General features: G+C 66.1%; 28 protein-coding genes. 12 read left to right on the plus strand and 16 right to left on the minus strand.

All coding sequences use genetic code 11. From position 1 onward, the window contains the following. Positions 1-151 precede the first annotated feature (151 nt). Both FBY36_RS11820 and FBY36_RS11825 read left to right on the plus strand, forming a co-directional pair. Positions 152-703 (plus strand): RNA polymerase sigma factor, encoded by a 552-nt coding sequence (locus FBY36_RS11820; protein WP_142119614.1) that lies wholly within the window; start codon positions 152-154, stop codon positions 701-703. Then, positions 700-1,671 (plus strand): hypothetical protein, encoded by a 972-nt coding sequence (locus tag FBY36_RS11825; protein ID WP_142119615.1) that lies wholly within the window; start codon positions 700-702, stop codon positions 1,669-1,671. Before FBY36_RS11820 ends, FBY36_RS11825 begins: the two co-directional genes overlap by 4 nt. 62 nt (positions 1,672-1,733) lie before the next feature. On the opposite strand, the gene FBY36_RS11830 is transcribed toward FBY36_RS11825, so the two are convergent. The 7 genes from FBY36_RS11830 to FBY36_RS11860 all read right to left on the minus strand — a co-directional run bounded on the left by FBY36_RS11830 (position 1,734) and on the right by FBY36_RS11860 (position 9,661). Further along, positions 1,734-2,228, minus strand: coding sequence for a CoA-binding protein (locus FBY36_RS11830; RefSeq protein ID WP_142119617.1), 495 nt, complete (start codon positions 2,226-2,228; stop codon positions 1,734-1,736). Beyond that, positions 2,225-3,577: an O-acetylhomoserine aminocarboxypropyltransferase/cysteine synthase family protein gene (locus tag FBY36_RS11835; protein ID WP_142119619.1), complete on the minus strand. Its 1,353-nt coding sequence runs from the start codon at positions 3,575-3,577 to the stop codon at positions 2,225-2,227. Before FBY36_RS11835 ends, FBY36_RS11830 begins: the two co-directional genes overlap by 4 nt. Next, positions 3,577-4,767, minus strand: coding sequence for a dimethylsulfone monooxygenase SfnG (gene sfnG / locus FBY36_RS11840; protein ID WP_142119621.1), 1,191 nt, complete (start codon positions 4,765-4,767; stop codon positions 3,577-3,579). The genes FBY36_RS11835 and sfnG overlap by 1 nt, the downstream gene beginning before the upstream one ends. Next, the gene (gene acs / locus FBY36_RS11845) at positions 4,764-6,743 is read right to left on the minus strand and encodes an acetate--CoA ligase (RefSeq protein WP_442858241.1); all 1,980 of its coding nucleotides are present in this window, start codon (positions 6,741-6,743) and stop codon (positions 4,764-4,766) included. Before acs ends, sfnG begins: the two co-directional genes overlap by 4 nt. Further along, the gene (locus FBY36_RS11850) at positions 6,719-7,621 is read right to left on the minus strand and encodes an ABC transporter permease (RefSeq protein WP_142119625.1); all 903 of its coding nucleotides are present in this window, start codon (positions 7,619-7,621) and stop codon (positions 6,719-6,721) included. The genes acs and FBY36_RS11850 overlap by 25 nt, the downstream gene beginning before the upstream one ends. After that, entirely contained in the window at positions 7,621-8,670 is a 1,050-nt protein-coding gene (locus FBY36_RS11855; RefSeq protein ID WP_142119627.1) for an aliphatic sulfonate ABC transporter substrate-binding protein, read from the minus strand. The genes FBY36_RS11850 and FBY36_RS11855 overlap by 1 nt, the downstream gene beginning before the upstream one ends. A 166-nt stretch (positions 8,671-8,836) precedes the next feature. Then, positions 8,837-9,661: an ABC transporter ATP-binding protein gene (locus FBY36_RS11860; protein WP_142119629.1), complete on the minus strand. Its 825-nt coding sequence runs from the start codon at positions 9,659-9,661 to the stop codon at positions 8,837-8,839. 321 nt (positions 9,662-9,982) lie between these two features. Between FBY36_RS11860 and FBY36_RS11865 the strand changes: the two genes are divergently transcribed. After that, positions 9,983-10,408: a CoA-binding protein gene (locus tag FBY36_RS11865; RefSeq protein ID WP_142119631.1), complete on the plus strand. Its 426-nt coding sequence runs from the start codon at positions 9,983-9,985 to the stop codon at positions 10,406-10,408. Here the strand turns inward: FBY36_RS11865 and FBY36_RS11870 are convergent. Beyond that, positions 10,405-11,433 (minus strand): isopenicillin N synthase family dioxygenase, encoded by a 1,029-nt coding sequence (locus FBY36_RS11870; protein WP_142119633.1) that lies wholly within the window; start codon positions 11,431-11,433, stop codon positions 10,405-10,407. The genes FBY36_RS11865 and FBY36_RS11870 overlap by 4 nt on opposite strands. A gap of 45 nt (positions 11,434-11,478) precedes the next feature. Here FBY36_RS11870 and FBY36_RS11875 point away from each other — a divergent pair, with 45 nt between their 5' ends. The 5 genes from FBY36_RS11875 to FBY36_RS11895 all read left to right on the plus strand — a co-directional run bounded on the left by FBY36_RS11875 (position 11,479) and on the right by FBY36_RS11895 (position 14,169). Further along, on the plus strand, positions 11,479-11,892 hold the full coding sequence (locus FBY36_RS11875; RefSeq protein ID WP_142119635.1) for an MmcQ/YjbR family DNA-binding protein: 414 nt from the start codon (positions 11,479-11,481) through the stop codon (positions 11,890-11,892). Beyond that, on the plus strand, positions 11,885-12,427 hold the full coding sequence (locus FBY36_RS11880; RefSeq protein WP_142119637.1) for a DUF1990 family protein: 543 nt from the start codon (positions 11,885-11,887) through the stop codon (positions 12,425-12,427). The genes FBY36_RS11875 and FBY36_RS11880 overlap by 8 nt, the downstream gene beginning before the upstream one ends. After that, on the plus strand, positions 12,424-12,741 hold the full coding sequence (locus FBY36_RS11885; RefSeq protein WP_142119639.1) for a putative quinol monooxygenase: 318 nt from the start codon (positions 12,424-12,426) through the stop codon (positions 12,739-12,741). Before FBY36_RS11880 ends, FBY36_RS11885 begins: the two co-directional genes overlap by 4 nt. 74 nt (positions 12,742-12,815) lie before the next feature. Beyond that, positions 12,816-13,109 carry a DUF503 domain-containing protein gene (locus FBY36_RS11890; RefSeq protein WP_142119641.1) on the plus strand — a complete coding sequence of 98 codons (294 nt, stop codon included), beginning with the start codon at positions 12,816-12,818 and terminating at the stop codon, positions 13,107-13,109. Between the two features lie 118 nt (positions 13,110-13,227). Further along, complete coding sequence (locus FBY36_RS11895) at positions 13,228-14,169, plus strand: hypothetical protein (RefSeq protein WP_235008809.1); 942 nt, start codon at positions 13,228-13,230, stop codon at positions 14,167-14,169. Positions 14,170-14,265: 96 nt separating this feature from the next. Here the strand turns inward: FBY36_RS11895 and purL are convergent, their stop codons facing one another. The 3 genes from purL to purS are packed head-to-tail and all read right to left on the minus strand — an operon-like array spanning position 14,266 to position 17,598. After that, positions 14,266-16,575: a phosphoribosylformylglycinamidine synthase subunit PurL gene (gene purL / locus FBY36_RS11900; RefSeq protein ID WP_142119643.1), complete on the minus strand. Its 2,310-nt coding sequence runs from the start codon at positions 16,573-16,575 to the stop codon at positions 14,266-14,268. After that, entirely contained in the window at positions 16,572-17,345 is a 774-nt protein-coding gene (purQ, locus tag FBY36_RS11905; protein ID WP_142119654.1) for a phosphoribosylformylglycinamidine synthase subunit PurQ, read from the minus strand. The genes purL and purQ overlap by 4 nt, the downstream gene beginning before the upstream one ends. 1 nt (position 17,346) lies before the next feature. Continuing rightward, a complete protein-coding gene (purS, locus tag FBY36_RS11910) occupies positions 17,347-17,598 on the minus strand; it encodes a phosphoribosylformylglycinamidine synthase subunit PurS (RefSeq protein WP_050056479.1) in 252 nt (83 codons plus the stop codon). Between the two features lie 269 nt (positions 17,599-17,867). Here purS and FBY36_RS11915 point away from each other — a divergent pair, with 269 nt between their 5' ends. Continuing rightward, positions 17,868-18,053, plus strand: coding sequence for a hypothetical protein (locus FBY36_RS11915; RefSeq protein WP_142119656.1), 186 nt, complete (start codon positions 17,868-17,870; stop codon positions 18,051-18,053). A 262-nt stretch (positions 18,054-18,315) separates the two neighbouring features. Continuing rightward, on the plus strand, positions 18,316-21,447 hold the full coding sequence (locus tag FBY36_RS11920; protein WP_200830482.1) for a S8 family serine peptidase: 3,132 nt from the start codon (positions 18,316-18,318) through the stop codon (positions 21,445-21,447). A 91-nt stretch (positions 21,448-21,538) separates the two neighbouring features. Here FBY36_RS11920 and FBY36_RS11925 read toward each other — a convergent pair whose 3' ends face one another. The 4 genes from FBY36_RS11925 to FBY36_RS11940 form a co-directional block, all read right to left on the minus strand. Continuing rightward, positions 21,539-21,871, minus strand: coding sequence for a serine protease inhibitor (locus FBY36_RS11925; protein ID WP_142119658.1), 333 nt, complete (start codon positions 21,869-21,871; stop codon positions 21,539-21,541). After that, on the minus strand, positions 21,868-22,809 hold the full coding sequence (locus FBY36_RS11930; RefSeq protein ID WP_142119660.1) for a 3-methyladenine DNA glycosylase: 942 nt from the start codon (positions 22,807-22,809) through the stop codon (positions 21,868-21,870). Before FBY36_RS11930 ends, FBY36_RS11925 begins: the two co-directional genes overlap by 4 nt. Then, a complete protein-coding gene (locus tag FBY36_RS11935; RefSeq protein ID WP_142119661.1) occupies positions 22,778-23,341 on the minus strand; it encodes an SSI family serine proteinase inhibitor in 564 nt (187 codons plus the stop codon). Before FBY36_RS11935 ends, FBY36_RS11930 begins: the two co-directional genes overlap by 32 nt. An 84-nt stretch (positions 23,342-23,425) precedes the next feature. Continuing rightward, positions 23,426-23,917, minus strand: coding sequence for a MarR family winged helix-turn-helix transcriptional regulator (locus FBY36_RS11940; protein WP_235008810.1), 492 nt, complete (start codon positions 23,915-23,917; stop codon positions 23,426-23,428). Between the two features lie 77 nt (positions 23,918-23,994). Between FBY36_RS11940 and FBY36_RS11945 the strand changes: the two genes are divergently transcribed. Together FBY36_RS11945 and FBY36_RS11950 are read left to right on the plus strand one after the other, a co-directional pair. Beyond that, a complete protein-coding gene (locus tag FBY36_RS11945; RefSeq protein WP_142119663.1) occupies positions 23,995-24,237 on the plus strand; it encodes a hypothetical protein in 243 nt (80 codons plus the stop codon). 120 nt (positions 24,238-24,357) lie between these two features. Beyond that, positions 24,358-24,573, plus strand: a complete 216-nt coding sequence (locus FBY36_RS11950; RefSeq protein ID WP_142119665.1) for a hypothetical protein — start codon at positions 24,358-24,360, stop codon at positions 24,571-24,573. Between the two features lie 80 nt (positions 24,574-24,653). Here the strand turns inward: FBY36_RS11950 and FBY36_RS11955 are convergent, their stop codons facing one another. Continuing rightward, a complete protein-coding gene (locus FBY36_RS11955) occupies positions 24,654-26,012 on the minus strand; it encodes an aspartate kinase (protein WP_142119667.1) in 1,359 nt (452 codons plus the stop codon). Positions 26,013-26,042: the final 30 nt, after the last annotated feature.

Genomic DNA, 26,042 nt, shown 5'->3' on the forward strand with positions numbered 1-26,042 from the left:
CAGCAGAGGCCGGACCCGGTAACGGCGCGTTTGCCCGGCGTCGTGGCGGTTCCGGCAGCGGTAGTTACTGAAGGGTAAAGTAGGGGCAGCGTTCCGGATGTGCTGAGCGCCTGCCTTGCCAACCCCCTCCTTGACGGAAAGCACTACGTCAGTGACTGATGCACAGACAGATGAGGCTCCGGACCAGCCAGCTCCCGGGACCCCTGCCTTCAACGTCGTCTACAAGACATACGCGTCGCAGGTACTGGGCTACCTCACCGCCCGGGGAGTAGAGGATCCGGAGGCGGCCATGCAGGAAGTGTTTCTTTCAGTCCTGCCCCGGCTCGACGCTGTGCACGGAGGAGATGCCGGGCTGCGCACTTTCATCTTTTCGGTTGCCCATGCACGGATGGTGGACGACCACCGCCGCCAAAGCCGAAGCCCCGTCAAGCTTCCGTTCGAGCCCGAGCTTGACCAGCGCCAGGACAGCTCAGCGGAAAGACAAGCCCTGCAGCGCATCTCACCCCAGGAAATCCTCGGGCTGCTGGACGCCCTGCCCCAGGACCAGCGGGAAGTGCTGTCGCTGCGCCTGGTGGGCGGCCTGACGGTGGAACAGACAGCGGAGACCATCAATAAGAGCGCCGGCGCCGTGAAGCAGCTCCAGCGGCGCGCATTGCTGAAACTCCGGGAACTTGCGGCAGTGAGGGAGTATTTCACGCCATGACATCCGCTTCGGACAACCTCGTCACGCTCGTTGACGATATGCTCCAGGACGCCGGCCTGGGCCGGGACGCGGAACTTCGGGACGCCCTGGTCACGCTGGGTACCCTGGCTTCGCTGCCCGCTCCGGCACCTACCGGGGAGCTCGCGGTGCTGATTGCCGCCGGCAGTGCGCCAAAGGAGGCTGCTTCCGATGGGCGCTCCGCTGAAGAGCCGGGTGATGCACCGTCCGAGGACCAGCCGGACCATGACGATTCGGCCGATGACCAGCCGTCCGATGACCGGCCGGACGATGAACTCGCGCGTCGCCGTCGCCGGCACCGCCCCACAGCGCTGGGCCTGGTCCTGGTGGCCGGGATGGGGCTGGGTGTTGGGGGAGTAGCCGCCAGCACTACTGCACCCGGAAACAGCGCCATTGGGCACCTGCTGGAGGATTGGACGCCGTGGGTCAACCCCGACGCCGGCCCGCCAGCCGCCGCCCCAGGCAATCCCGCGGCAGAGGTGGACGCGCATGCGGACGTTATCGCCACCGCCTCAACCCCGGCCCCGGGCGGGGCTGCGCTGCCGGGAAGAAGCGCGTTCCGCCTCCTGCACGGTCATGCCGGCCTGGCCGGTTACACGGGCCCGCCGGCCTGCCTGGGCCCGGTGGTGCACGACGCCGGCATGGGATCCGGGAAGTGCTTGGCCGGGCCCGCTTGGGCTGCTGAATTGGCCGGAACCGGCGGCAGCAAGGATGGCGGTGGAGCGGCTGCGACCGCAGGAACACCGTCGGGCCCGGCTGCGGACGCCTCCGGCAAGGATGGGGTGCCGGCGCCGGATGCTGCGGCCGGCGGTGCGGAGCCAGCCGGGGAGGCGCCGGCCGGGGCGGCCCGGAATGCGGCAGGCTCCGCGGGGGCTGGAGACACCGTGCCGGGCAAAGGCCAGGGCGCAAGCCAGGGAAACAACCAGAAGCCGGCGCCCCCGGCAAAATAGCTGACAGACACCAAAGCGGGCCCGTCCAACGGGCCCGCTTTGGTGTTGTCAGGCGGAAACAGTCAGGACAGGACCTGCCGCTTCGAGGAAATGACCCCGGTATCGAACCCGGCCAGGTGGAGGCCGCCGTGGAAGCGGGCGTGCTCGATCTTCACGCAGCGGTCCATCACCACCTTGAGCCCGGCGGCTTCCGCGTCCGCGGCCACGCCTTCATGCCAGGACCCCAGCTGCAGCCACAGCGTCTTGGCTCCCGCAGCCACTGCCTCCGCAAGCACGCCGGGCAGGTCGTCGTGCTTGCGGAACACGTCCACGATGTCCGGGCTCTCCGGCAGGTCCGCAAGCGAGGCGTAGGTGGGCTGGCCCAGGATTTCCTTGACCACCGGGTTGACGAAGTACACCTTGTAGCGGGTGGAGGACAGCAGGTAGGTGGCCACGAAGTAGCTGGCCCGCGACGGTTTGTCTGACGCGCCAACAATCGCAATCGACTTCGCCTGCCGGAGCAGGGCCAGCCGCTCCGGTGCTGACGGGCCGGACCACGTACGTTCAGCGGTGCTCATGCGTTTGCTCCGATCGTGCAGGCGTCTGCAGGTTCTTCATTGAAGGGTTCCGGCGCGGCCGCCACCGCCGACGCCTCGGTCAGCGCCTGGTCCAGGTCCCACAGGATATCTTCGATGTCCTCGAGGCCCACCGAAATGCGGACCAGGTCCTCCGGCACGCCCGCCGATTCGAGCTGGGCGGGGCTCAGCTGCTGGTGCGTGGTGGAGCCCGGGTGGATCACCAGGGTCCGCGAGTCACCCACGTTGGCCAGGTGCGAGGCCAGCTGCAGCGACTCAATGAACTTCCGGCCCGCGGCCCGTCCGCCCTTCACCCCGAAGGAGAAGACCGATCCCGGGCCCAGCGGCAGGTACTTCCGTGCCCGTTCGAAGTGCGGGTGCGAGGGCAGACCGGAGTAGTTCACGTACGCCACCCGGTCATCGTTCTCCAGCCATTCGGCCACGGCCTGCGCGTTCTTCAGGTGCTCATCAAGCCGCTGGGGCAGCGTTTCCACACCCTGGAGGAGCTGGAACGCCGACTGCGGGGACAGGGCCGGTCCGATGTCGCGCAGCTGTTCACTGCGGAGCTTGGTCAGGAAGCCGTACTCGCCGAAGTTGCCCCACCAGGAGACGTTGCCGTAGGAAGCCACGGGCTCGGTCATGGTGGGGAACTTGCCGTTGCCCCAGTTGAACCGGCCGCTTTCCACCACCACGCCGCCCAGGGTGGTGCCGTGGCCGCCCAGGAATTTCGTGGCGGAGTGGATCACGATGTCGGCGCCGTGCTCGATGGGGCGCACGAGGTACGGCGTGCTCAAGGTGGCGTCCACCACCAGGGGGATCCCGGCGTCGTGCGCCACCTTCGCCAGCCCCGCCAGGTCCTGGACCTCCGAGGACGGGTTGGCCACCACCTCCACGAAGATCGCCTTGGTGTTCTCCCGGACCGCCGCGGCATAGTCAGCGGGGTCGGTACCGGGCACGAACGTGGTATCCACGCCAAAGCGGCGCAGGGTCACGTCCAACTGCGTCACCGTGCCGCCGTACAGCTGGGAGGCTGCCACGATGTGGTCCCCGGCCTGGGTCAGCGCGGCGAAAGTGATGAACTCGGCAGCCATGCCCGACGAGGTTGCAACAGCGCCGATGCCGCCTTCGAGGGATGCGATGCGCTCCTCGAAGGCCGCGACCGTGGGGTTGCCGATGCGGGAGTAGATGTTGCCGTACTTCTGCAGGGCGAACAGGTTGGCGGCGTCGTCAGTGTCCTTGAAGACGAAGGACGTGGTCTGGTAGATGGGGACGGCGCGGGCGCCGTGTTCGGCGTCGGGGGTGCCGCCGGCGTGCAGCGCGCGGGTACGGAACCCGAAGGTGCGGTCAGCCATCAGACAGCCACCGCCTGTGCGACGGGAGTGCTGGACAGGTCCAGTTCGGTCCCGTTCTTCCGGGCCAGGTCCGCCTCCAGTTCGCGCACGATCGGCAGGATGTCCTGGCCGAAGGCCGCCACCTCCTCCTGGAAGTGCAGGTAGCAGGTCAGGAACAGGTTCACGCCGAGCTTCTTGTACTCCACGATGCGTTCGGCGATCTGCTCCGGCGTGCCGATCAGCTGCGTCTTGAAGCCGTCGTTGTATTGGATCAGGTCCTCGAAGGTGGAGTCTGCCCACATGCCCTTGCCGTCCTTGGTGGCGGCGCCGGCTTCCTGGACAGCGTCCCGGAAACCCTGGACAGCTGGCTTGTGTGCCTTCTCCACGATCTCGCGCAGCGTGTCACGGGCTTCCTTCTCTGAATCCCTGGCGATGACGAAGCCGTTGAGGCCGAACCGGGGTGCGGCCAAGGCGCCTTCGGTGCCACGCCGGGTTTCGCCGGCGGCGGCCACCACGCCCGCGATGTTTTCCTTGAAGCCTTCCAGGTCCTTGCCGTTGGAAAAGTACCAGTCGGCTACGCGGCCGGCCGTGGCCTGGGCCGCCGTCGAATTTCCGCCGAAGAAGATTTCGGGGTGGGCGCGGCCGGGAACGTCAACCGGCGCCGGGTTCAGCGTGAAGTCGGTGATGTTGTAGTACTTGCCGGACTGGCTGTACTCCTTTTCGGTCCACAGACCGCGCAGGACGTTGATGAACTCCTCGGTGCGGACATAGCGCTCATCGTGTTCCAGCCATTCCAGGCCGAAGTTGGTGAACTCGCTCTTCAGCCAGCCGGAGACGATGTTGACGGCGGCGCGGCCGTTGGAAATGTGGTCAGCGGTGATGATGTACTTGGCCAGCACGCCGGGGTGCCACATGCCGGGGTGGACGGCAGCGATCACCTTCAACCGTTCGGTGGCGGCCAGCAGGGCCAGGCTGAACGAGGTGGCCTCGTGCTGCTTGTCCGCTCCGTAGGAGGCAGCGTAGCGGGTTTGGGTCAGGGCGTACTCGAAGCCTGAGTCCTCGGCGATCCGGGCGAGCTTCTTGTTGTAGTCGAAGTCCCAGCCGGTGCGCTGTTCGATGGTGGACACCACCAGGCCGCCGGAGACGTTCGGAACCCAGTACGCGAACTTGAGGGGTTCGGAGAGTCGGGCGACGTTGCTGATCTCGGTCATGAATTTTCCTTTGCTAGGGTCCGCTGGTGCAGGACGTGCTGGATGCCTGCGATCGCCGGTTCGTTCTGGAGTGAGGTGGTATCGCCCAGCGCGGTACCTTCGAACAGTTGGGTGAGCAGGCGGCGCATGATCTTGCCGCTGCGCGTCTTGGGAACATCGGGGACCACGACGACGTCGCGTGGCTTGGCGATGGGCCCGATCTCCCTGGCCACGTGGTTCCGGAGCTCTTGGGCCACGTCCGCGGCAAGGCGGGCTTCAGCGCCGGTTTTCAGGACGACGAAGGACACCACCGCGTGGCCGGTTTTCGGGTCCGGGACCGGACAGACCCCGGCTTCCACCACCTCCGGGTGGGACACCAGCGCTGACTCGATCTCGATGGTGGAGAGCAGGTGGCCGGAGACGTTGAGGGTGTCGTCCACCCTGCCCAGGATCCAGATGTCGCCGTCGGCGTCGTACTTGGCGCCGTCGCCGGCCAGGAACCAGCCGCGGTCCGCGTACTTGCTCCAGTAGGAATCGAAGTAGCGGCGCGGGTTGCCCCAGACGGTGCGCGCGATGGCGGGCCCGGGGGAGTCAACCACGATGTTTCCCTGAACGCCGGGCGCAACTTTATTGCCGCCGTCGTCCACGATCCTGGTGCTGACCCCCGGCAGCGAACGCGCGGCACAGCCGGGCTTGAAGCTGGTGTCCGTGGGGGCGGGGGAGAGGATGGTGGCGCCGGTCTCGGACTGCCACCACGTGTCCACGACGGGGGCGCTGCCGGCGCCCACGTTCTCCCGCAGCCAGCGCCAGGCTTCCGGATTGACGGCCTCGCCCACTGTGCCCAGCAGGCGGATGGAGGAGAGGTTGTAGGTATCCGGCACGCCGTCCGGGAACCAGCCCATGAGGGAACGGACCAGGGTAGGCGCGGTGTAGTACTGCGTCACGCCGTAGCGTTCGATGATTTCGAAGTGCCGCCCCGGGTGCGGGGTGTTCGGGGTGCCCTCGAAGATCACCTGGGTCACGCCGTTGGAGAGCGGGCCGTAGATCTCGTAGGTGTGCGCCGTGACCCAGGCGAGGTCAGCGGTGCACCAGTGCACGTCCTGGTCCCGGAAGGCCGGATCCGGGTTGCTGAACAGGTGCTCGAAGCTCCAGGACGCCTGCGTCAGGTAGCCGCCGGAGGTGTGCACCAGGCCTTTGGGCTTGCCGGTGGTGCCGGAGGTGTACATGATAAACAGCGGCGTTTCGGCGTCGAACGCTTCGGGCTGGTGCACGTCCGCGGCATTGTCGACGACGTCGTGCCACCACACATCGCGGCCTTCCGTCATGTGGACGGCCGCCAATTCATCAGCTGGCGTGGTGCGGTTGACCACCAGGACATGCTCGATGGCGTTGTCACCGGCCACTGCCGCGTCCGCGTTGTCCTTCACGGGGACGGCCACGCCGCGGCGGAACTGGCCGTCCGTGGTGACCAGGAGCTTGGCGCCGGTGTCCTCCACCCGGAACTTCAGCGCCTCCGCGGAGAAGCCGCCGAACACCAGCGAGTGGATGGCGCCGATGCGGGCCACTGCGAGGGTGATGATGACCGTTTCGGGGATGACCGGGAGGTAGATGACCACGCGGTCGCCCTTGCTGATGCCCAGGGCCAGGAGGGCGTTGGCTGCCTTGGACACTTCGCGCTGGAGTTCGGCGTAGGTAATGGATTTCCGGTCGCCCGGCTCGCCCTCGAAGTGGAGGGCCACCTTCTGTCCGCGGCCGGCGGCGACATGGCGGTCAACGCAGTTGGCGGCCACGTTGAGTTTCCCGCCCTCAAACCAGGTGATCTCCGGGCCGCGGCCGGCCTCCGGGTCCGCCGGGACCCAGCCGTGCGCGGTGTGCCAGGGCGTGTCCCAGTCCAGGCGCAGCGCCTGCTGCTCCCAAAAGACGACGTTGTCCCGGCGCACGCCCGCGTTCAGGTCAAAGGTTTCGGTGGTGCTCAGGCCCATCGTTTCACCGCCCATTTTTCGGCCAGCCCCAGCAGGGCGTCGGTAATTTTTCCAATCACGGCCAGCATCACGATGGCCAGGAGCAACCGGTCCGTGCGGCCGTTGTTCTGCGAGTCGATCAGCAGGAAGCCCAGCCCCATTGAGGAAGCGATCAGTTCCGCCGCCACCAGGAACAGCCAGGCCTGGGCCAGCGCCAGGCGCAGCCCTGAGAACACTGCGGGAACGACGGCGGGCAGCTGCACGGTGGTCAGGAGGCGGACGCCTTTCAACCCGAAGGCGCGTGCGGCTTCCACCAGGTTGCGGTCCACATGGCGCAGCGCCAGGGACACCGTGGTGAATACCGGGAAGAACGCGCCGATGATGATGAGCGTTGCCTTGGAGTCCTCGCCGATCTTCATCCACAGGATCAGCAGCGGCACCCAGGCCAGGGACGGCACGGCGCGCAGCGCACCGATGGTGGGCGCCAGCAGTGCGTCGGCGAGTTTGGACAGTCCCACGCCGGCACCCAGGACCAGGCCAAGGGCGGCGCCCACCAGGAATCCGATCAGGACCCGCTGGGTGGAGATGGCGATGTGGATGCCCAGTTCGCCGCGTTCCACGAGTTCGCCGGCCGCGGCCAGCACCATGGCGGGCGGAGGCAGCTGGACTACCGTGAACAGGCCGCTGGAGGAAGCTGCCTGCCAGGCGACCAGGAGGGCAGCCGGGATGATCAAGCCAAGGGGCAGACGCGCCCAGTTCCTGGTGCGGACTCCGGCGGGAGACCATCCCGTTGCCGGAGCGGGTGCCGGTACGGCACCCGCCTGGGCTGCGTCTGCCGTTGTTGCGGGGGCGGCTGCAGCACGCCCGTCCGCAACACTGTTGCCGGTGATCTTTGGCTCTCCTGGGTGGGTCATCAGGAGGCCTTAATGGCTGACGGATCAGCCTTCTTCACCAGCGAGTCGTCGAGAAGGGAGGCCACGGCGTCGTCAATCTGCTTCTGCGTCTTCACGTCACCGGTTTCCACGAAGGTGGGCCCGATCTTCTCCAGTACTTTGCGCTGCGCGTCCCCCGGTGCCGGATCGACGTCCAGGTTGCTGCGTTCCAGCACCACGGTCTTAGCGACGGCGGGGTCCAGGCCGGCGGCGTCGGCCAGGATCTGCGCGGTCTGGTCCGGGTTCTGTGCTGCCCAGGCGCGGGCCTTTTCATAGGCGTTCACCACTGCCTGGGCCAGTTCAGGCTTGTTCTTCAGGAACGGTTCCGTGGCGTTGAGGAAGCCGTAGGTGTTGAAGTCCAGGTTGCGATAAAAGAGTTTGGCGCCCTTCTGCTCAGCCCCGGCCATGATCGGATCCAGCCCGGACCAGGCCTGGACTGAGCCGTTTTCCAGGGCGGTGCGGCCGTCCGCGTGCTGCAGGTTCTGGACCGTCACGTCACCGGGCTTCAACCCCGCCTGCTCCAGTGCCTGCAGCAGGAAGAAATAGGGGTCGGTGCCCTTGGTGGCGGCTACGGACTTGCCCTTGAGGTCGGCCACGGAGGTGATGTCCGAGCCGGCGGGCGCCACCAGGGCCGACCACTCGGGCTGGGAATAGATGTCGATGGTCTTGATTTCCGAGCCGTTGGCGCGGGCCAACAGGGCTGCGGACCCGGCGGTGGAACCCACGTCGATGGCGCCGGAGCGCAGGGCCTCATTGGCCTTGTTGGACCCGGCGGACTGCACCCAGTTCACCGTCACGCCCTGGTCTTTGAGGCTGGCCTCCAGCCACCCCTGCTTCTTGATCACCAGGCTCAGCGGGTTGTAGGTGGCGAAGTCGATGTTGAGTGTGCCGCCCTTGCTGCTGCCGGCCGCGGCTGCGCTGCCGGAGGAACCTTCCCCTGCAACGCAGCCCGTGAGTGCCAGGACCGCGGAAGCGGCAAGGGCTGCTGCGCCAAGGACGGAACGGCGGGTGATGGGCAATGCGTGCGGCATGGGTTTCCTTTGAAAGCGGGGATGGAACGGTATGAAACAGGGGGAGGCCAGGCTGGTGTTGCCGGCCTGAAGATGGGTCCGACGGCGGCCCGGGCCAACAGGGCGGGTTACGGCAATGGGAGGGGAGCCGGCGGCGTGCCTGTCAGTGGCTTGGCCGTCAGCGGGATTAGTGCCCGTCCACGCCGAGCGTTTCCAGCAGGGAAGCCCGCATGAGGGCGAGTTCGGCTGAGGCGCGCCCCCGGGGACGGCTGCCGGGCACCTCAACAGTCCTGGCGATCGATGCGCCCTCTCCGGCGGCATCAGCCCCAAGCACGATGATGCGGTCTGCCAGCTGAAGGGCTTCATCCACGTCGTGAGTGACCAGCAGGACGGTGGTGGGCTCTGCCCGGTGGATATCCAGGAGCAGGTCCTGCATCTTGATCCGGGTAAGGGCGTCGAGGGCACCGAAGGGCTCATCGAGCAACAGGACGCCCGGGTTCCGGGCCAGCGCCCGCGCCAGTGACGCACGCTGCGCCATCCCGCCCGACACCTCGCGGGGGCGGTGCTTGGCGAAGTTTTCCAGCCCCACTAGTTCCAGCAGCCGGGCCACCTTGGCTTTGCCCTCCTTTGCACTGCATCCGGCCGGCAGCCCGATGGCCACGTTGGCCTGCAGCGTGTGCCAGGGCAGGAGCCGGGGTTCCTGGAATGCGAAGGCGCACCGCGGGTCGATGCCGTGCACGGGGGTGTCCTCGATGACGACGGAGCCGGCGCTGGGGTGGTCCAGGCCGGCCGTGGCGCGCAGGAGCGTGGATTTTCCGCAGCCGGAGGGTCCCAGGATGGCGAGTACTTCGCCGGCTGCAACATCAAAGGTCACGTCCCGCAGGACGGTCCGGGCTGCGGAGCCGGTGCCGAACGTGCGGCGCAGGCCCCGGAAGGACACCGGAAGGGCAGGGGCATGGGCGGAGGTGGCGGCGCCGGCCCCGGCAGGCGGGGGCGACAAAACTGCAGTCATAGGATCACTCCATCGGTCCTGGCAGTAGCACCCTACGGAGGCAGCCTTCGCCGGAGTGGTCAGCTCCGGACGCCTGTGGCTGGAATCCTTGCTATCACCGGGGCTGTTGGGGAGCGTCCGGCGACCAGGGTTGCTGCGGCGTCATCGATCCAGGTCTCTCGGCCGCTCGGGATGGTCAAAGACCACTACACAGCAATGAATCTGCGAGAGCAAACTCTCGCTGGAGCTGCGTAATATTCGTTCACACCTCCTTCTGCTTCTAGTCATCGTTCTTTTATTCGATGAATGCCTGCTGCTTGGGCGGAAGCGTAGTCTGTTGCGATGGGCCACACGAACGATCCTGCAGTCATCGAACGCCTTCTGCGAACCAAGGGCCGCTGGGCAATCGTCGGACTCACCACCAATGAGTGGCGCTCCGCCTATGATGTGTCGCTGATGATCCGTGACCGGCTCGGCATGGAAATCATCCCCGTCAACCTGCCCGGCGACCCCGTCCACGGCGAAACCGGCTACCGCACCCTCGGGGACATCCCGCCGGAAAAGCAGCCCATCGACGTCGTGGATTGCTTTGTGAACTCGCAGAAGGTGGGCAGCGTGGTGGACCAGGCCATCGCCGTGGGGGCGAAAGCGGTGTGGCTGCAGTTGGGGGTCCTCGACGAGGCGGCCGCGGAACGCGCCAAGGCTGCCGGTTTGGATGTGGTGATGAACGCCTGCCCCGCGCAGCTCGCCTGGAAATACAACCTTTAACGCTTCATCAGGTCCGGATAGTGCCGTTCGGTCACGTCCGGGTGGGCCCGCATCCGGCCCTTGAGCATGTTGAGGCCGAAGGATGCCAGGAGCGGGTTATCCGGATCGTCCGTGATGCCCCGGGCTGCCGCCTTCAGTTCCGGAGCCAGCGGGACCGGTTCGATGACCGCGTCAAGCCGGGGCGACCAGAAGAACGGCACCGAGTAACGGTCGACGCCGGGCGGCGGCGCCTGGACGCGGTGGATGGTGGCTGCGAGGTATCCCTCCGTGGCAACTTCAAGCATCTCGCCAAGGTTCACCACCAGCGCTCCCGGAAGGGGCTCCACAGGCAGCCACTCGCTGGTGCCGGGCGGCAGCACTTCCAGGCCGCCCACGTCGTCCTGCAGCAGGAGGGTCACGAAGCCGTAGTCCGCGTGCGAGCCCACACCCTGGTCTCCGGCCGCCTCCACTACGCCGCCCACGTAGTGCACCAGCTTGCCCATCCAGGCCGGTGAATCCCGGAAGGGTTCGTCGAAGTAGTCTTCGGGCAGCTGCAGCGAAACGGCGATGGCCCTCAACAGTTCCATGCCCACCCCGGACATCAGCTCCGCCCATTCCATGGCAGCAGGCCTCAGTTCGGGGAAGGCTTCATCAGGCCAAAGGTTGGGGCCCTGCAGGAGCCAGTAGGGCTGTTCGTCCGGATAGTCCTTCACCGGCTGGAGCTCCGGTGAATAGTCGATCTGCTCACGGGCGTCCGCACGGCCCTGGGTGACCTCCGTGCCCATGCGCGTGTACCCACGGAAGTGGGGGGACAGGCGGTTGTCCAGCTTCATCCGCTCCTCAAGCGGAAGGTCAAAGAAGCGGCGGATGGTATCCAAAAGCTGTTCGGCCTGGCCCGGCCGGCCACCGTAGCCTGTCACCTGGAAGAACCCGACGTCATGGGTGGCGTGCCGCAGCTGTTCGATGAATTCCTGGCTGAAGGTGCCGTATGGCTGCCGTGCGGAACTTAGATCCAGAACAGGTATGGCTCCCTGGTCGTGTGACATCCTCGCAGACTAGCACCGCGCAGGTCCGCTTTATAGGCTTCCCTTATGGACCCAAGTGCGCTGCGGGAGATCTGCCTTTCGTTTCCGGGAGCTTATGAGGATTTTCCGTTCGGGCCGGAGACCTCGGTGTTCAAGGTACGGGCGCACGTTGCCGGCGGAGCCCGCCACGAGGCCAAGTTGTTTGCCTTGTCCTCCATGGACGAACGCGACTTTTACGTGAACCTGAAGTGCGAACCGGCCCTGGCCGTGCAACTGCGCGCGGTGCACCCTGCGATCACCGGAGCATGGCACATGAACAAGACCCACTGGAATGGCGTGCGCCTCGACGGCTCGCTGCCGGACGGGATGGTCCGTGACATGGTGGAGGACTCGTACGACCTGGTGGTGTCAGGCTTGAGCCGGAAGCAGCAGGAGCAACTGGGGTGGGCACGCCTCGAAAGGGCAGGCGGCAATGACTGACGCGGGAAAGCTCAACTATCCGGGAATCGGCGGCACGGAGCACGGCAGCGCCCCGCAGGGGTATGGCCACGTCCTGGAGGAAGCGCGCCTTGGCGCCGGACTGGACGTCTACCGGCGGGTGGCGGACGGCATCCTCGGCTGGGAACTGCAGCGGCGGGCAGGGCTGCGTGTCCGCGCCGATTCGCCGAGGGCAGTGCCGGGGGCGCACGTGGTGAGCGGATTCGGCGTCGGACCCTTCCGCCTGCCCGCGCCCTGCCAGGTGGTGTGGGCACGGGAGCCGGCGCCGGAGGGTGTTCCCCAGTCCGCCGGTTTTGGTTACGGGACCCTGCCGGGGCATCCTGCCCTGGGGGAGGAATCCTTCGAAGTGGAGATCAACAGCCACGGGGAGGTGTGGCTGAGGATCCGCGCCTTCAGCAAGCCTGCCAACTGGTTCTATGCCGCCGGCGGCATAGTCACCCGCGCGGCGCAGCGCTACGTTACTTCCCGGTACATTGAAGGGGCACGCAGTCTCGCCGCGGAAGGAACGTCCCAGTGATTTTTATCGTCGTCAAGTTCAAGGTCAAGCCTGAATGGTCGGAGCGCTGGCTCGATCTGGTGGGGGACTTCACCCGGGCCACGCGCGGGGAGCCGGGCAACCTGTGGTTCGACTGGTCCCGCAGCGTGGATGATCCCAACGAGTTCGTCCTGGTGGAGGCGTTCAAGGACGACGCCGCAGGGGACCACGTCAACAGCGGGCACTTCAAGAAGGCCATGGCCGACATGCCGCAGGCGCTCGCCGAAACGCCCCGGATCATCAGCCGCCAGCTCGACGGCGAAGGCTGGGACCTGATGGGCGAGCTCACCATCTAACCCCATCGATTGCTCCGTACCTGTCGTTCTGGCCGTCCTAAACGGCAGGTACGGAGCACTCGATAGCATGAGACATGTGGATTGGGTGGAGTGAGTTCGACATCCTCCTGGGCGACGTGCACAGCCTGAAGGAGAAACGCTCGGTAGTGCGGCCCCTCCTGGCTGAGCTCAAACGCCGCTTTGAGGTCTCCGTGGCCGAGGTGGGGGACCACAGCCAGTACCGGCGTACCCAGCTCGGTGTTGGGCTGGTGGCAGCCGACCGCCGGCACCTCGTGGAGGTGCTGGCCGCTGTCGAACGCTTCGTGGCGGGCAGGCCGGAGATCGAACTGCTCAGCGTCCGCCAGCGCGAGCTTCACAGCGAGGACTAACCCTTATCGACTGCTGAGCAGCTGTCGTTTTCATGCCGCAAAAAGACATCTGCTCAGCAATCGATGAGGGGTGTGGATAACTTCTGCGGTCTTTGCCCGGTTTTGGTCTTATTGACCGATGAAGACCCCACGCTCATTACCGGATGAACTCCGCGGCCGTCCCTTCACCCTCGTTGACGCCTCGCTCGCCGGAATATCGCCGCGTCGCTGGCGGCACGGTTCCTTGGAGCGCTTCGGCCGAGGCATCAGGATGGAAGGCGCGACGGCGGCACTTCCCTTAAGCGTGCGGGTCCGGCCTTTTATCGAAGTCAACGAGCGATGCGCCGCATCGCATTTAACCGCCGCGGAGCTCATTGGCCTGCCGCAGCGCCGGCAGACCGAAAGCCCCGAGGTCTACCACCTCATCCGACCCGAAGGCGCAGCACATCTTGCGCGCCCGTACGTCATCGTCCACCGGATGAAGCTCTTCGACGACGAGGTGATGTTGGTGGACGGACTTCCCGTCACCACCCCTGAGCGCACCTGGCTGGACATGGCGGAAATACTGTCCGTGGATGAAATCGTGGCCATGGGGGACTCCTGTGTACGAGTGCCCAGGCCGGAGCTCGAGGGCCGGGACATGCCGCTCTGCTCCATCGCGGATCTTGAGCGGGTGATCGAGCGGCACAAAGGCAAGCGGGGACTCCGCAAGGCCAAAGAGGCCCTAGAGCTCGTCCGGGTGGGGGCCGATTCGCCGCAGGAGACGTTGCTGCGGCTCGCCTTGGTTCGGGCGGGCCTGCCCGAACCGGAACTGAATGTGCCCATCGTTTCTGGGGATGGGGTACGCCATCATGAGCCGGACCTGAGCTACCGGAAGTACCGCATCGGCATCGAGTACGAAGGAGAACACCACGGCGAAGAGGGGCAGATTGTGCGGGACATCGACCGGTCAGAGCGCTATGCCGCCCTCGGCTGGACCGAAGTCCGGATCTCCAAGCGCCACATGCTCAACGACGCCAAGCCCGCCGTCGTCAAAATCCGGACGGCTTTGATTCAGGCGGGGTGGCGAAAAGGCCGTTAACCATCGAATGCTCCGCACTTGTCGTTCTGAGAGGTCAAAACGACAGGTACGGAGCAATCGATGGGTGGGCCCACGCCGCGAGGGTGGTGGTGGGGATCAGCCGAAGTATTTCGGCAGCGTCCCTTCGTGGGCTTCGCGGAGGGCGTCCAGGGACAGGGCCTCCACGCCGTTGATTTCCAGTTTGCCGCTGGCTGCATCCACCACGCCGATGCGGGTGTGGGCGAAGCCGCGGGCAGTGCACATGTCCGTGAAGCGGACCTCCTCGGAGCGCGGGACGCCCACAACGGCGCGGCCCTGCGACTCGGAGAAGAGCGCCGTGAACAGGTCCACGCCGTCCCGGTCCATGACATCCTGCAGCGCGATGCGGGCACCCACGCCGTAGCGCAGCGAGGACTCCACCAGCGCGGCCGCGAGGCCGCCTTCGGAGAGGTCGTGCGCGGAGTCGATCATGCCGTCGCGGGATGCGTTGATCAGGATCTCACCCAGCGCGCGTTCGGCTTCGAGGTCCACCTGGGGCGGCTGGCCGCCCAAGTGTCCGCGCATGTTGGCCCATTCGGAACCGTCCAGCTCGGCATCCGTGGTGCCCAGGAGGTAGATGGCCTGGCCGTCCTCACGCCAGCCCGACGGCGTGCGGCGCGCGACGTCGTCGAGCTTGCCCAGGACCGCCACCACGGGGGAGGGGTGGATCGGCGTGGTGCCCGTCTGGTTGTAGAGCGAGACGTTGCCGCCGGTGACCGGGATGCCCAGCACCATGCAGGCGTCGGACAGGCCGCGGATGGCCTCCGCGAGCTGCCACATGACGTCCGGATCCTCGGGGGAGCCGAAGTTCAGGCAGTCGCTGACAGCCATGGGGATGGCGCCTGCGGTGGCGACGTTGCGGTAGGCCTCGGCCAGTGCCAGCTGTGCGCCGTGGTACGGATCGAGGTAGGTGTAGCGGCCATTGGCGTCCGTGGCCAGGGCAACGCCCAGCCCGGTTTCCTCGTCCACGCGGACCACGCCGGCGTCGTCCGGGAATGCCATGGAGGTATTGCCGCCCACGTACCGGTCGTACTGGTTGGTGATCCAGGACTTGGAGCACATGTTCGGCGATGCCACGAGTTCAGTCACAGCGGCAGCGAGCTCAGCCGGAGCGGCCGGACGCCCGGCATCCTGGACGGACCCGGTGAAGGTGTCAGCCTGGACGGAATCCTGCCACTCGGGACGGGCAAACGGGCGGTCGTAGACCGGACCGTCGTGCGCCACGGTGCGGGGATCGACGTCGACAATCACGTCGCCTTCCCAGGTGATGATCAGGCGGCCGGTGTCAGTGACCTCGCCGAGCCAGGAGTACTCCACGGCCCACTTGTCCATCACGGCCTCGAACGCTTCCACGTTCTCCGGCGTGACAACGGCCATCATGCGTTCCTGCGACTCGGACATCAGGATTTCGCCCGGTGTCAGGGTGGGGTCGCGCAGCAGGACGGAGGTGAGCTCAACCTGCATGCCGCCGTCGCCGTTGGAGGCGAGCTCGGACGTGGCACAGGAGATGCCTGCCGCGCCGAGGTCCTGGATGCCTTCCACCAGCGACCCCTTGAAGAGCTCGAGGCAGCATTCGATGAGGACCTTCTCGGCGAACGGGTCGCCCACCTGGACGGCGGGGCGCTTGGAGGGCTTGGTGTCGTCGAAGGACTCGGAGGCCAGCACCGAGGCGCCGCCGATGCCGTCGCCGCCGGTACGCGCACCGAACAGGACCACTTTGTTGCCCTTGCCGGAGGCGTTGGCCAGGCGGATGTCCTCGTGGCGCATGACGCCGACAGCCAGGGCGTTGACCAGCGGGTTGCCCTGGTAGACGGAGTCGAACACCATCTCGCCGCCGATGTTCGGCAGGCCCAGCGAGTTGCCGTAGCCACCGATGCCTGCAACGGCGCCGTGCATGACGCGGGCGGTGTCCGGGTGGTCGATGGCGCCGAAGCGCAGCGGGTCCATCACGGCCACGGGGCGGGCGCCCATCGAGATGATGTCCCGGACAATGCCGCCAATGCCGGTTGCCGCACCCTGGTAGGGCTCAACGAACGACGGCGAGTTGTGCGATTCGATCTTGAAGGTCACGGCCCAGCCGTCCCCCAGGTTGGTCACGCCGGCGTTTTCGCCGATGCCCACCAGCATGTCCTTCTTCATTTCCTCGGTGACCTTCTGGCCGAACTGGCGCAGGTGGTTCTTGGAGGACTTGTAGGAGCAGTGCTCGCTCCACATGACGGAGTACATGGCCAGCTCGGCGCCGGTGGGGCGGCGGCCCAGGACCTTGACGATCTCGTCGAACTCGTTCTGCTTCAGGCCGAGCTCGGCCCAGGGCAGTTCGGTGTCCGGGGTCTTCGCCGCGTGCTCGACGGTGTCGATGTTGAACTTCTTGGTGGTTTCCGTGGTCACTTGTCGCCTCCCACAATGTTGTTCAGTACGGAGGTGAAGAAACCCAGTCCGTCGGTGTCGGAACCGCCGATGCCGTCCAGCGATTCGGGGCCGAAGCCGGGTTCCACGGCGTGCTCCGGGTGCGGCATGAGGCCCACCACGTTGCCGGCGGCGTTGGAGATGCCGGCGATGTCGCGGCGGGAACCGTTGGGGTTGAAGCCGACGTAGCGGAACACCACGCGGCCCTCTGCCTCCAGGGCGTCAAGGGTCTTCTCGTCCGCGATGTACTGGCCGTCCTGGTTCTTCAGCGGGATGGTGATCTCCTGTCCCGCCTGGTAGTCCAGCGTCCACGCCGTGTTGCTGTTCTCGACGCGCAGCACCTGGTCGCGGCAAAGGAACTTCAGGTGGTCGTTCTTGATCATCGAACCGGGCAGCAGGTGCGATTCGGTGAGGATCTGGAAGCCGTTGCAGATGCCCAGGACGGGCAGCTTGGCGTCGGAGTTGGCGGCGTCGATGATCTTGGACATCAGCGGCGCAAAGCGGGCAATGGCACCGGCGCGCAGGTAGTCGCCGTAGGAGAAACCGCCGGGGATGACGACGGCGTCCACGTCACCGAGTTCGCTGTCACCATGCCAGAGCTCGACGGCGGTGCCGCCGGCGAGGCGGACGGCGCGGGCAGCGTCGCGGTCGTCAAGAGTGCCGGGGAAGGTGACGACGCCGATCCGGGCGCCGGCGAGGCGCGGCTCCGCGGCGACGGCGACGGCTTCGCCGATCAGGGGAAGTTCAGTCATGTCAGGCCTCGACGACCTCGACGTTGACGACGTCCTCGATCACCGGGTTGGACAGGAGGGTCGCTGCGGCATCACGGGCCTGGGCCAGGATATCCTCGGTCACCTCGCCGTCGACCGTCAGTTCAAAACGCTTGCCCTGGCGGACAGAGCTGAAACTGGTGAAGCCCAGGCGGGGGAGAGCACCGACAATAGCCTTCCCCTGCGGGTCCAGAATCTCGGGCTTGGGCATGACGTCAACAACGATCCGGGGCATCCGGCAACTCCTGTGCGTGAGCTTGGGTAAGGGCGCAGCGGAGTGGTGCCGTCTCACGCCGTACCGGGGTGTTGGGGACAGGTGGTCACCTGCATTGGTTCACCATGAGGTCGGGCGCTCCGCGAGCTTGCCCTATCATTCTACCGGGCCGGGCGCACCCCTTTGCATTCGGCGGTTTTGGGCAGCGGGAAGGCCGGTAAGGACCGGGACCCGGGGACGCTGTTGGCGGGGTTCTGGAGTTGCCGGAGGGCCTTCACTAGGATTGCTGGATGGCTGAGAATTCGAAGTCCGTGCTGTTGCCCGTGGTTGCTGCGGCGGTGTTCGCCGGCCTGGGCAGAATGGTGTTTCAGAAAATAAAGGCGGACCGCATGGCCCGCGAGACACGGGTGACCGGCCCCGTGGACGAAAAGACCAGGCAGTGGATCAGCGACGTGGTGCGTACTCCCCGCCAGTAGCAGCTCCCGCCATCCTGACTCCTTGCCAGGGCGTCCTTCAGGGCGCCCTATTCCGTGCCCGTTTCGATGCCTTGCGTGCCCGCAGCCCACCGGTTTGACAAGCGAAAATTTCCCGGATGTGCCCTATGTCATATCGCGCTCTCAGTCTGTACTCTGTGAACAGTCTGGTCTCAGCAAATTACAAAACCTGTAATTCCCTCTGCAGTTCCAGTCGTCAGGGCTGCCCACCAAGGCTGGGCGGTACATCGTGAAAGGGTTGCACGTGAAATCAACTGGAAAGAGCCCCTCGCGGGCTGGGGGACTCCGGAAGGCGGCCGCGCTGGCTGTCGGGTTGCCCCTTCTCCTTAGCTCCCTGGCAGTGGGTCCCGCGTCCGCGGCACCCGGCGGCCAGGGTGCGGAGAACGCCTCCTCCACCGCAAAGGACACTCAATTCAAGGACGGCCGGTACATCGTGGTACTCGCTGGTCCCGCTGCTGCGGCGTACGAAGGGGGAGTTGCCGGACTGGGAGCCACGAAGCCACAGCAGGGCAGGAAGCTCGACGCCGGCAGTCCCAACTACCAGGCCTACGATGCCCACCTGCGCAAGCAGCAGCGTGACGTCGCAGCGGCCCAGGGCATCAGCCCCGCCAAGCAGTACACCGCGGCCCTGAACGGGTTCACTGCCCAGTTGACCGCGACGCAGGCGGCAGCCCTGTCCAAGGACAGCCGCGTCCTGGTGGTGGCGCCCGACGTCGAAAACAAGCCTGACTACACCACCACGGACTTCCTCAAACTCACCGGTCCGGACGGCGCGTGGGCCAAGCAGTTCGGTGGGCAGGCCAATGCCGGCAAGGGCGTTGTTGTAGGCGTCATCGACTCCGGTTACGCCCCGGACAACCCATTCCTGCAGGGCGAACCGGTGAAGCCGCTGAAGGGTGATCCCCAGGTGGGCGTTCCCTACCGCACCGGCGACGGCAGGATTGCCATGCTCAAGGCGGACGGCAGCACCTTCGAAGGCGAATGCCAAAAAGGCCAGGGCACCGGAGCCTCATTTGACGGCTCGCTCTGCAATTCGAAGGTCATCGGTGCCCGCTACTTCGCCGATTCCTTCCTGCAGTACGTCGCACCCGGCAACCGGGCACCGCAAGAGCAGATTTCCCCGGTGGATGTTGGCAGCCACGGCACCCACACCGCCACCACGGCAGCCGGCAACGCCAACGTCGAGCAGGTGATCGACGGAGCCAGCTTCGGAAAGAGCTCCGGCGTTGCCCCTGCCGCCAAAGTCTCTGTGTACAAAATCTGCTGGGAGGACACCAACCCGGACACCGGCGGCTGCTACTCCTCAGCCTCAGTTGAAGCCGTGGACGCAGCCATCAAGGACGGCGTCGATGTCCTGAACTACTCCATCTCCGGCAACAACAACAGCACCACCGACCCCGTGGCGCTGGCATTCCTCAACGCTGCCGCCGCCGGTGTCTTCGTTTCGGCCTCGGCCGGCAACTCCGGTCCTGCAGCCTCCACCGTGAACCATGCCTCACCCTGGCTGACCACGGTGGCTGCTTCCACCTTCCCCAGCGACCTGGTGGGAACCGTCAAGGTCTCCGACGGATCGCTGTACCGGGGTGCTTCCATCATGAAGTCCGAAGTGGCGGACAAGCCCGCCGTCCTCGCTGCGGCCGCCGCAGCCCCGGGCGCTGCCAACCCCAACCTTTGCGGCCCGGGTACCCTCGATGCCGCGAAGGTGGCCGGCAAGGTTGTGGTCTGCGACCGCGGCGTCATCGACCGGACCGCCAAGAGCCAGGAAGTCCTGGACAAGGGCGGTGTGGGCATGATCCTGGTGAACCTCACCAGCAGCTCGGAGGACGCCGACAACCACGTTGTCCCCACCGTCCACGTCAACGCCCCCAATAGCCTGGAACTGAAGTCCAAGCTGGAAGCCAACCCGGCGCTCACTGTCAGCCTGGTCAAGGGCGACCTGACCGGCCTGCCTCCGGCCGCGGCACCGCAGATCGCAGGGTTCTCTTCCCGCGGCCCCACCCTGGCATCCGGCGGTGACCTGCTCAAGCCTGATATTTCCGCTCCGGGCGTCAATGTCCTGGCGGGTGTCTCCACGATCGGCAACGACGGTGACCAGTTCGGATTCATGTCCGGCACCTCCATGGCCGCACCGCACATCGCCGGTTTCGCTGCCCTGGTCCTCAGCAAGCAGCCCAAGTGGACCCCTGCGATGGTGAAGTCCGCCATGATGACTACCGCCTACCCGCTGGTCAATGCCGATGGTTCGCCCAACACCGACCCGTTCCAGGGCGGAGCCGGCCACATTGATTCCACCCGCGTCCTTGATCCCGGACTGGTTTACGACTCGGGAATCCAGGATTGGCTGGGCTTCCTGAACGGCCAGGGTGTTGAAACGGGTGCCCCGCAGGCGGGCAGCATTGCCGCCCGCGACCTCAACCTGCCTTCCATCGCGCTGGGCAGCCTGGTGGGAGAAGTACAGGTGAAGCGCAAGGTCACTGCACTGGTGCCGGGGATGTACCACCCCGAGGTGAACATGCCGGGCTTCAACGTCAACGTCGAACCCAAGGCGCTGAATTTCGCCAAGGCCGGCCAGACGCGTGAAGTGACCGTCACCATCCGGAACGCCAGCGCACCGGTGGGCAAGTTCAGCACGGGAAGCCTCACTTGGAAGGGGCCCCGGACGGTGACGTCACCCATCGCCGTCCGGCCGGTTGATGCCCAGATTGCCCCGTCGTTCTCCTTCAGCTCGGCCACAGGCACCGGCAGCGGCTCCATGGAGCTCGTTTCCGGCTCCGACAGCCCTATCGCTGTCGGCGTGGAGGGCCTGGCGCCGCTGAGCCAGACCGCCATCACCAAGACCCCGGGCGAGTACTCACCCACGAACGACGCGCACAACGCCGTGCTCCAGGTCAAGGTGCCGGCCGGTGCCTCGTTTGCGCGGCTGGGTATCCAGGCGCAGTCGAACGACGTCGACTGGGACATGGTGGTTTACGCACCGAACGCGTCGGGCGGGCTGACCCCCACCCAGGTGGCGACGGCATCGGCCAGTGAATTCCTGGACCTGGAATCGCCGCGGGCCGGCACCTACTATGTGGTGGCCAATCTGTACGCCACGCCGGACAACGGCCCGGCCACCGCTTCGGTCCAGGCTGTGACCTTCGCCGGCGACGCGGGCAACCTTACCGTGGACCCCAACCCCATCGTGGCGCCGAATGGAACCGCCACCTCGGCGACGCTGAGCTGGGCGGGACTCCAGGAGGGGTCCTATCTCTCCCGGTTGAGCCTTGGCAGCAACGGCATCAAAACCTGGGTGAACGTTCAGGTGGGTCAGGGACCGGCCCCCGCTCCGGCCGACGCTCCGCAGCTTGACCTGGCCCAGGCGGTACCCGGAACCTGACCGGGAAAGCATGGGGGGAGGTCCCGGGCGGTCATCAGGCCGCCCGGGACCTTTTTCCGTTCCTGCCCCGGAAGGCCAGGCAATGCAAAAGCTAGGTGGCCGTACCGCCCAGCAGAGGGCCCATGGCCTTCCACCGTGCGATCTCGCATCCGTCGGTGCGGGTGAAGGTCGAGTTGACGGGGCGGCCATGGAAGGTGCCGGTAACCACCGCAACCTGCGGGCCGCCGTACTGCTGGGTGCACAGTTTGGGCGGGCCCGGTTTCGGGAAAAAGATGTCCTCACCGAACCGCTCCAAGGCGGCCAGGGCGGCCCCGGGCCCGGGAAGTGTGGTTCCGGCGGCGGGAGTGCCGTCCGCGGCCACAAGCCGGAACACATGCTCAGGCCCGTCGGGGTCCTCCCGGATCGTGATGGTCAGGTCGATCACTGTGGCACCCGGTCTGCCAGGGCCCCGAGTTCCGCGGCAAGGCGCTCCCGGAGGATCCCCGCTTCCGAGGCGAATGCCCGCTGGTGCTCGACATAAGCTGCCTTGCCCTGGGGCGTCTCGATGGGGATGGCGGGGTAGCCCCAATCGGCGAGGTCGTAAGGGGAGGCCTGCATATCCATTGCCCTGATCCGCCAGGAGAGTTCAAAGCAGTCCATGACCAGTTCGCTGGACAGCGCCGGCAGCAGCTTGTACGCCCACTTGTAAAGGTCCATGTTGGCGTGCAGGCAGCCCGGCTGCTCCAGGTGGCGCTGCGTGTCCCTGCTGGGGGAGTGCTCGTTGAGTGGGATGGCGTCCGGGGTGTAGAAGCGGAACGCGTCGAAATGGGTACAGCGGATCCTGTTGTCCTCCACCACCCGGTCCGTGCCGGCCGCTCCCAGGCGCAGCTGCAGATACTCGTGGCGTAGGTCGAACTTGTCCTGGCGGTACACCATGGCCCACTCGTGGAGGCCAAAGCAGCCGAACTGCGCCGGCCTGGCCGCCGTCCCGCGGAGGATGATACCGGCGAAGTCCATGGCCTCCTTGCGGTCGGCAAGGAAGGCGGGCCGGTCGAAGGTGACCGCGGTGCTTCCCGCAGCCAGCCCCAGGGAGGCAAGTTCGCCGTCGTCGAGCATCCGGTAGTGCTTCCACCCCAGTCGGGCGGCTGCCTGTCCGCCTGTGAGGACCGCTCCGGCACCGGGGTGCCAGCGCTTCAGCTGGCCTGGCTTCTGGGTGTAATAGGTGAAGAGGAAGTCCTCCACCGGGTGTTTCTGCCCCGCCGAGCGCCGGGCCAGGTAGGGGTCGGCGTAGCGGCTGACGCGCCGGATGTGGGCTTCTTCCCGCGCCAACGCGTCCTCCGCCGCCAGGGGCTTAAGAGGCTCCACCGGCAGCACCCAGCACATCCTTGGCAGCATCCCAGGCGCTGATTTCGCATCCGTTGCTCCGCGCAAAGGAGGATTCCACCGCTACACCGTCCACCATGCCCGTGACCGCGGCTTTTTGTGGGCCCCCGTACTGCTGGGTGCACGGCCGGGACGTTCCGGGCTCCGTTGGTGACAGGATGCCCGGGTTGGCCTTCAGGGCTGCGCAGGCCGCGGCCGCGTTGGGGTGGCTGCTTTCCGCGGCCGGGGTGCCGGAGGCGCAGACCAGCGTGTAATCGAGTTCGGCCGCGCCCTGGGACGGCACCACCGTGATGGCGAGTTCCGCGTTTCCCTGCCCGGGGCCGGCACTTGGCTGCGACGTGGCGGGAGCGGGTGCCGCTACCGAGGTTTCGGTGTCGGGGGAGGGAGTGGCAGAGGCGGCAGGTGAACTTCCTGTGGATGAGGAAGGAGGCGCAGTTGAGGCCGATGCGCCATTGTCAGGAGTGCCGCTGCAACCGGAAATCAGCCCGGCGCCAACCGCCAGGACCGCTGCGAGCATGCGGAAATTACGCATCGGGCTTCCTCTCCTTGGTCCAGTTATTCTAGTCGCTTGTGCCGCTGGCAACAGGCCGGGGCTGGTTCTGGTCCTGGCCGCCGCTCACTGGGACGTGGCGGCGATCAGGCCCATCATGGTTGCGTGCAGCTCCGTGACCTGGTCCCGGGTCAGCCCCAGCCGATCCATCATGGTCCCCGGCACCTGCAGGGCCTGCTGCCGTAATGCCGCACCTTTGGGCGTCAGTTCGACGGCGAGTGCACGCTCGTTTCCGTCCGCGCGGCGCCGCGTGATCAACTCCGCTGCCTCCAGTCTGCGGAGCAGCGGGGATATGGTGGCCGGCTCCTGGGCGAGGGACTCGCTGATGTTCCGCACCGTCCGCGGGCTGTCTTCCCACAGGCAGAGCATCACCAGGTACTGCGGATGGGTGAGGTTGAGTTTCTCAAGCACCGGCTTATAGGCCCCCACCACGCTTCGGGCAGCGACTGTAAGGGCAAAGCAGAGCTGGTGTTCCAGCAGCAGGTCTTCGTCCTGGACTTCACCCGGCTCTGCTGCGGCAGGCCCCGCCTTGTCCGTTTCTGCTGTCGTGGTGCGCATGCGTCCTCCCATTGTTAGTGCACTAATTATTAGTGTACATTTGTTGCAGGTTGACGGTGAGTGGAAGGAACTTCTTCATGGGCAGGGACAAGTCCGCGGACAAGGGCAACGCCTCCCAGCGCTTCATGCGCGCCACAGGAAAGCTGCGCGCTGTTTTCGGCCCCGCAAGCCGCACCGCCCTGGGGCACGATATGACCGAAGAGAACCGCAGGCTGCTGGCACAGCGCCAGGCCGAAACCCAGCAGTGGGAAACCATCACCAGGCCGGACGGCAGCACCTATGTGGTGCCACGCAACCCCGAAGACCGCTCGCTGCGCTAGGAGTTTCCTTCCGCCGCACACCGGCGCCTTTTTCCTTCTGCGGGCTTAAGATAAGGGCACTGGCTCCTGCCGGAGCCACGTGCGCTTTCGCCCGAGCAATCGGGAAGGGGGTGGAAAACAGTGGCACATGTGATTGATAGTTTCATGGGCCTGACTGAGCGGCTCCGCTTCTTCTTCGGTCCTGCCACCCGATTGGACGCTGATACGCCCGTGGTGCACAAACACGATGAATTCGAACAGGCCTCCGAAGAGGACCTCTCGCATTTCGTGGTCGAGACCGACTCAACCGGCCATCACTACGCGGTGCGCCGCGAAGACCTGGAACGTGAAGGCTGATCCTTCCCAGGCGCACCCTAAACCAGGAAAGCCGGGCTGCCCTTCCCCGGAGGGAAAGGCAGCCCGGCTTTTTGATGCGCCTAGCGGCCGGTGCCGCCGTAGACGGTCGCTTCGCTTTCGGTGTCCAGGTCGAACGCCTTGTGGATCACGCGCACGGCCTCATCCAGCAGGTCGGCGTGCGTCACCACGGAGATGCGGATCTCGGAGGTGGAGATCATGTTGATGTTGATGCCGGCGTCGGACAGCGCCTTGAAGAAGGTGGCGGAGACTCCCGGGTGGGAACGCATTCCGGCGCCGATCAGGGAGAGCTTGCCAATCTGCTCGTTGTATTCGATGGTCTCGAAGCCAATTTGGTCCTGGGCTGCATGAAGGGCGGCCAAGGCGTCTGCGCCTTCGACGATGGGCAGGGTGAAGGAGATGTCGGTCTTGCCCGTGCCGTGGGTGGAAACGTTCTGGACGATCATGTCGATGTTGGAGTGTGCGTCGGCGATGACCTGGAAGATCGCGGCGGCCTTGCCGGGGATGTCCGGGACGCCGACCACGGTGACCTTCGCTTCGGAACGGTCATGCGCAACGCCGGAGATGATTGGCTGCTCCAAGGCAACTCCCTCTTGAGTGGTGATCTTGTCGTCGGCGCTGGGGATGACCCAGGTGCCTTCATGCTGGCTGAATGAGGAACGGACGTGCAGGGGGACGCCGAACCGGCGGGCGTATTCCACGCAGCGCAGGTGGAGGATCTTGGCCCCTGATGCGGCGAGTTCCAGCATCTCTTCGCTGGAGATGGTGTCGATCTTCTGGGCTGACGGCACCACGCGCGGATCGGCGGTGAAGATGCCGTCCACGTCGGTGTAGATCTCGCAGACGTCGGCCTCGAGGGCTGCCGCCAGCGCCACTGCCGTGGTGTCAGAACCGCCGCGGCCCAACGTGGTGATTTCGTTGGTGGTCCGGCTCATGCCTTGGAAGCCCGCCACGATAGCGATGTTGCCCTTGTCCAGGGCGGTGCGGATGCGGTGCGGGTCGACGTCGATAATCCGGGCCTTGCCGTGGATACCGTCGGTGATCATGCCTGCCTGCGATCCGGTAAAGGACTGGGCGGAGGCGCCGAGCTTGTTGATGGCCATGGCCAGCAGAGCCATGGAAATACGCTCACCGGCCGAAAGGAGCATGTCCATTTCGCGGGCGGGGGCGGAGTCGGTCACCTGCGCAGCAAGGTCCAGGAGCTCATCGGTGGTGTCGCCCATGGCCGAGACCACCACTACAACCTCGTTGCCGGCTTCCTGGGCATCAACCACCCGCTTTGCCACGCGCTTGATCCCGTCAGCGTCTGCCACCGAGGAGCCCCCGAATTTCTGCACGATGAGCTGTTTGGTCACCGCGCCGGCGGCGGGGGCGGCCTGCGGCTGCGTTGCGTTGTGCACTTCGGTAGTGGGCGTACTCATGCGCGTACCTTCATTGGATCAATTGGAGTT

It is taken from the genome of Arthrobacter sp. SLBN-122, from assembly GCF_006715165.1.
GTDB lineage: Bacteria > Actinomycetota > Actinomycetes > Actinomycetales > Micrococcaceae > Arthrobacter.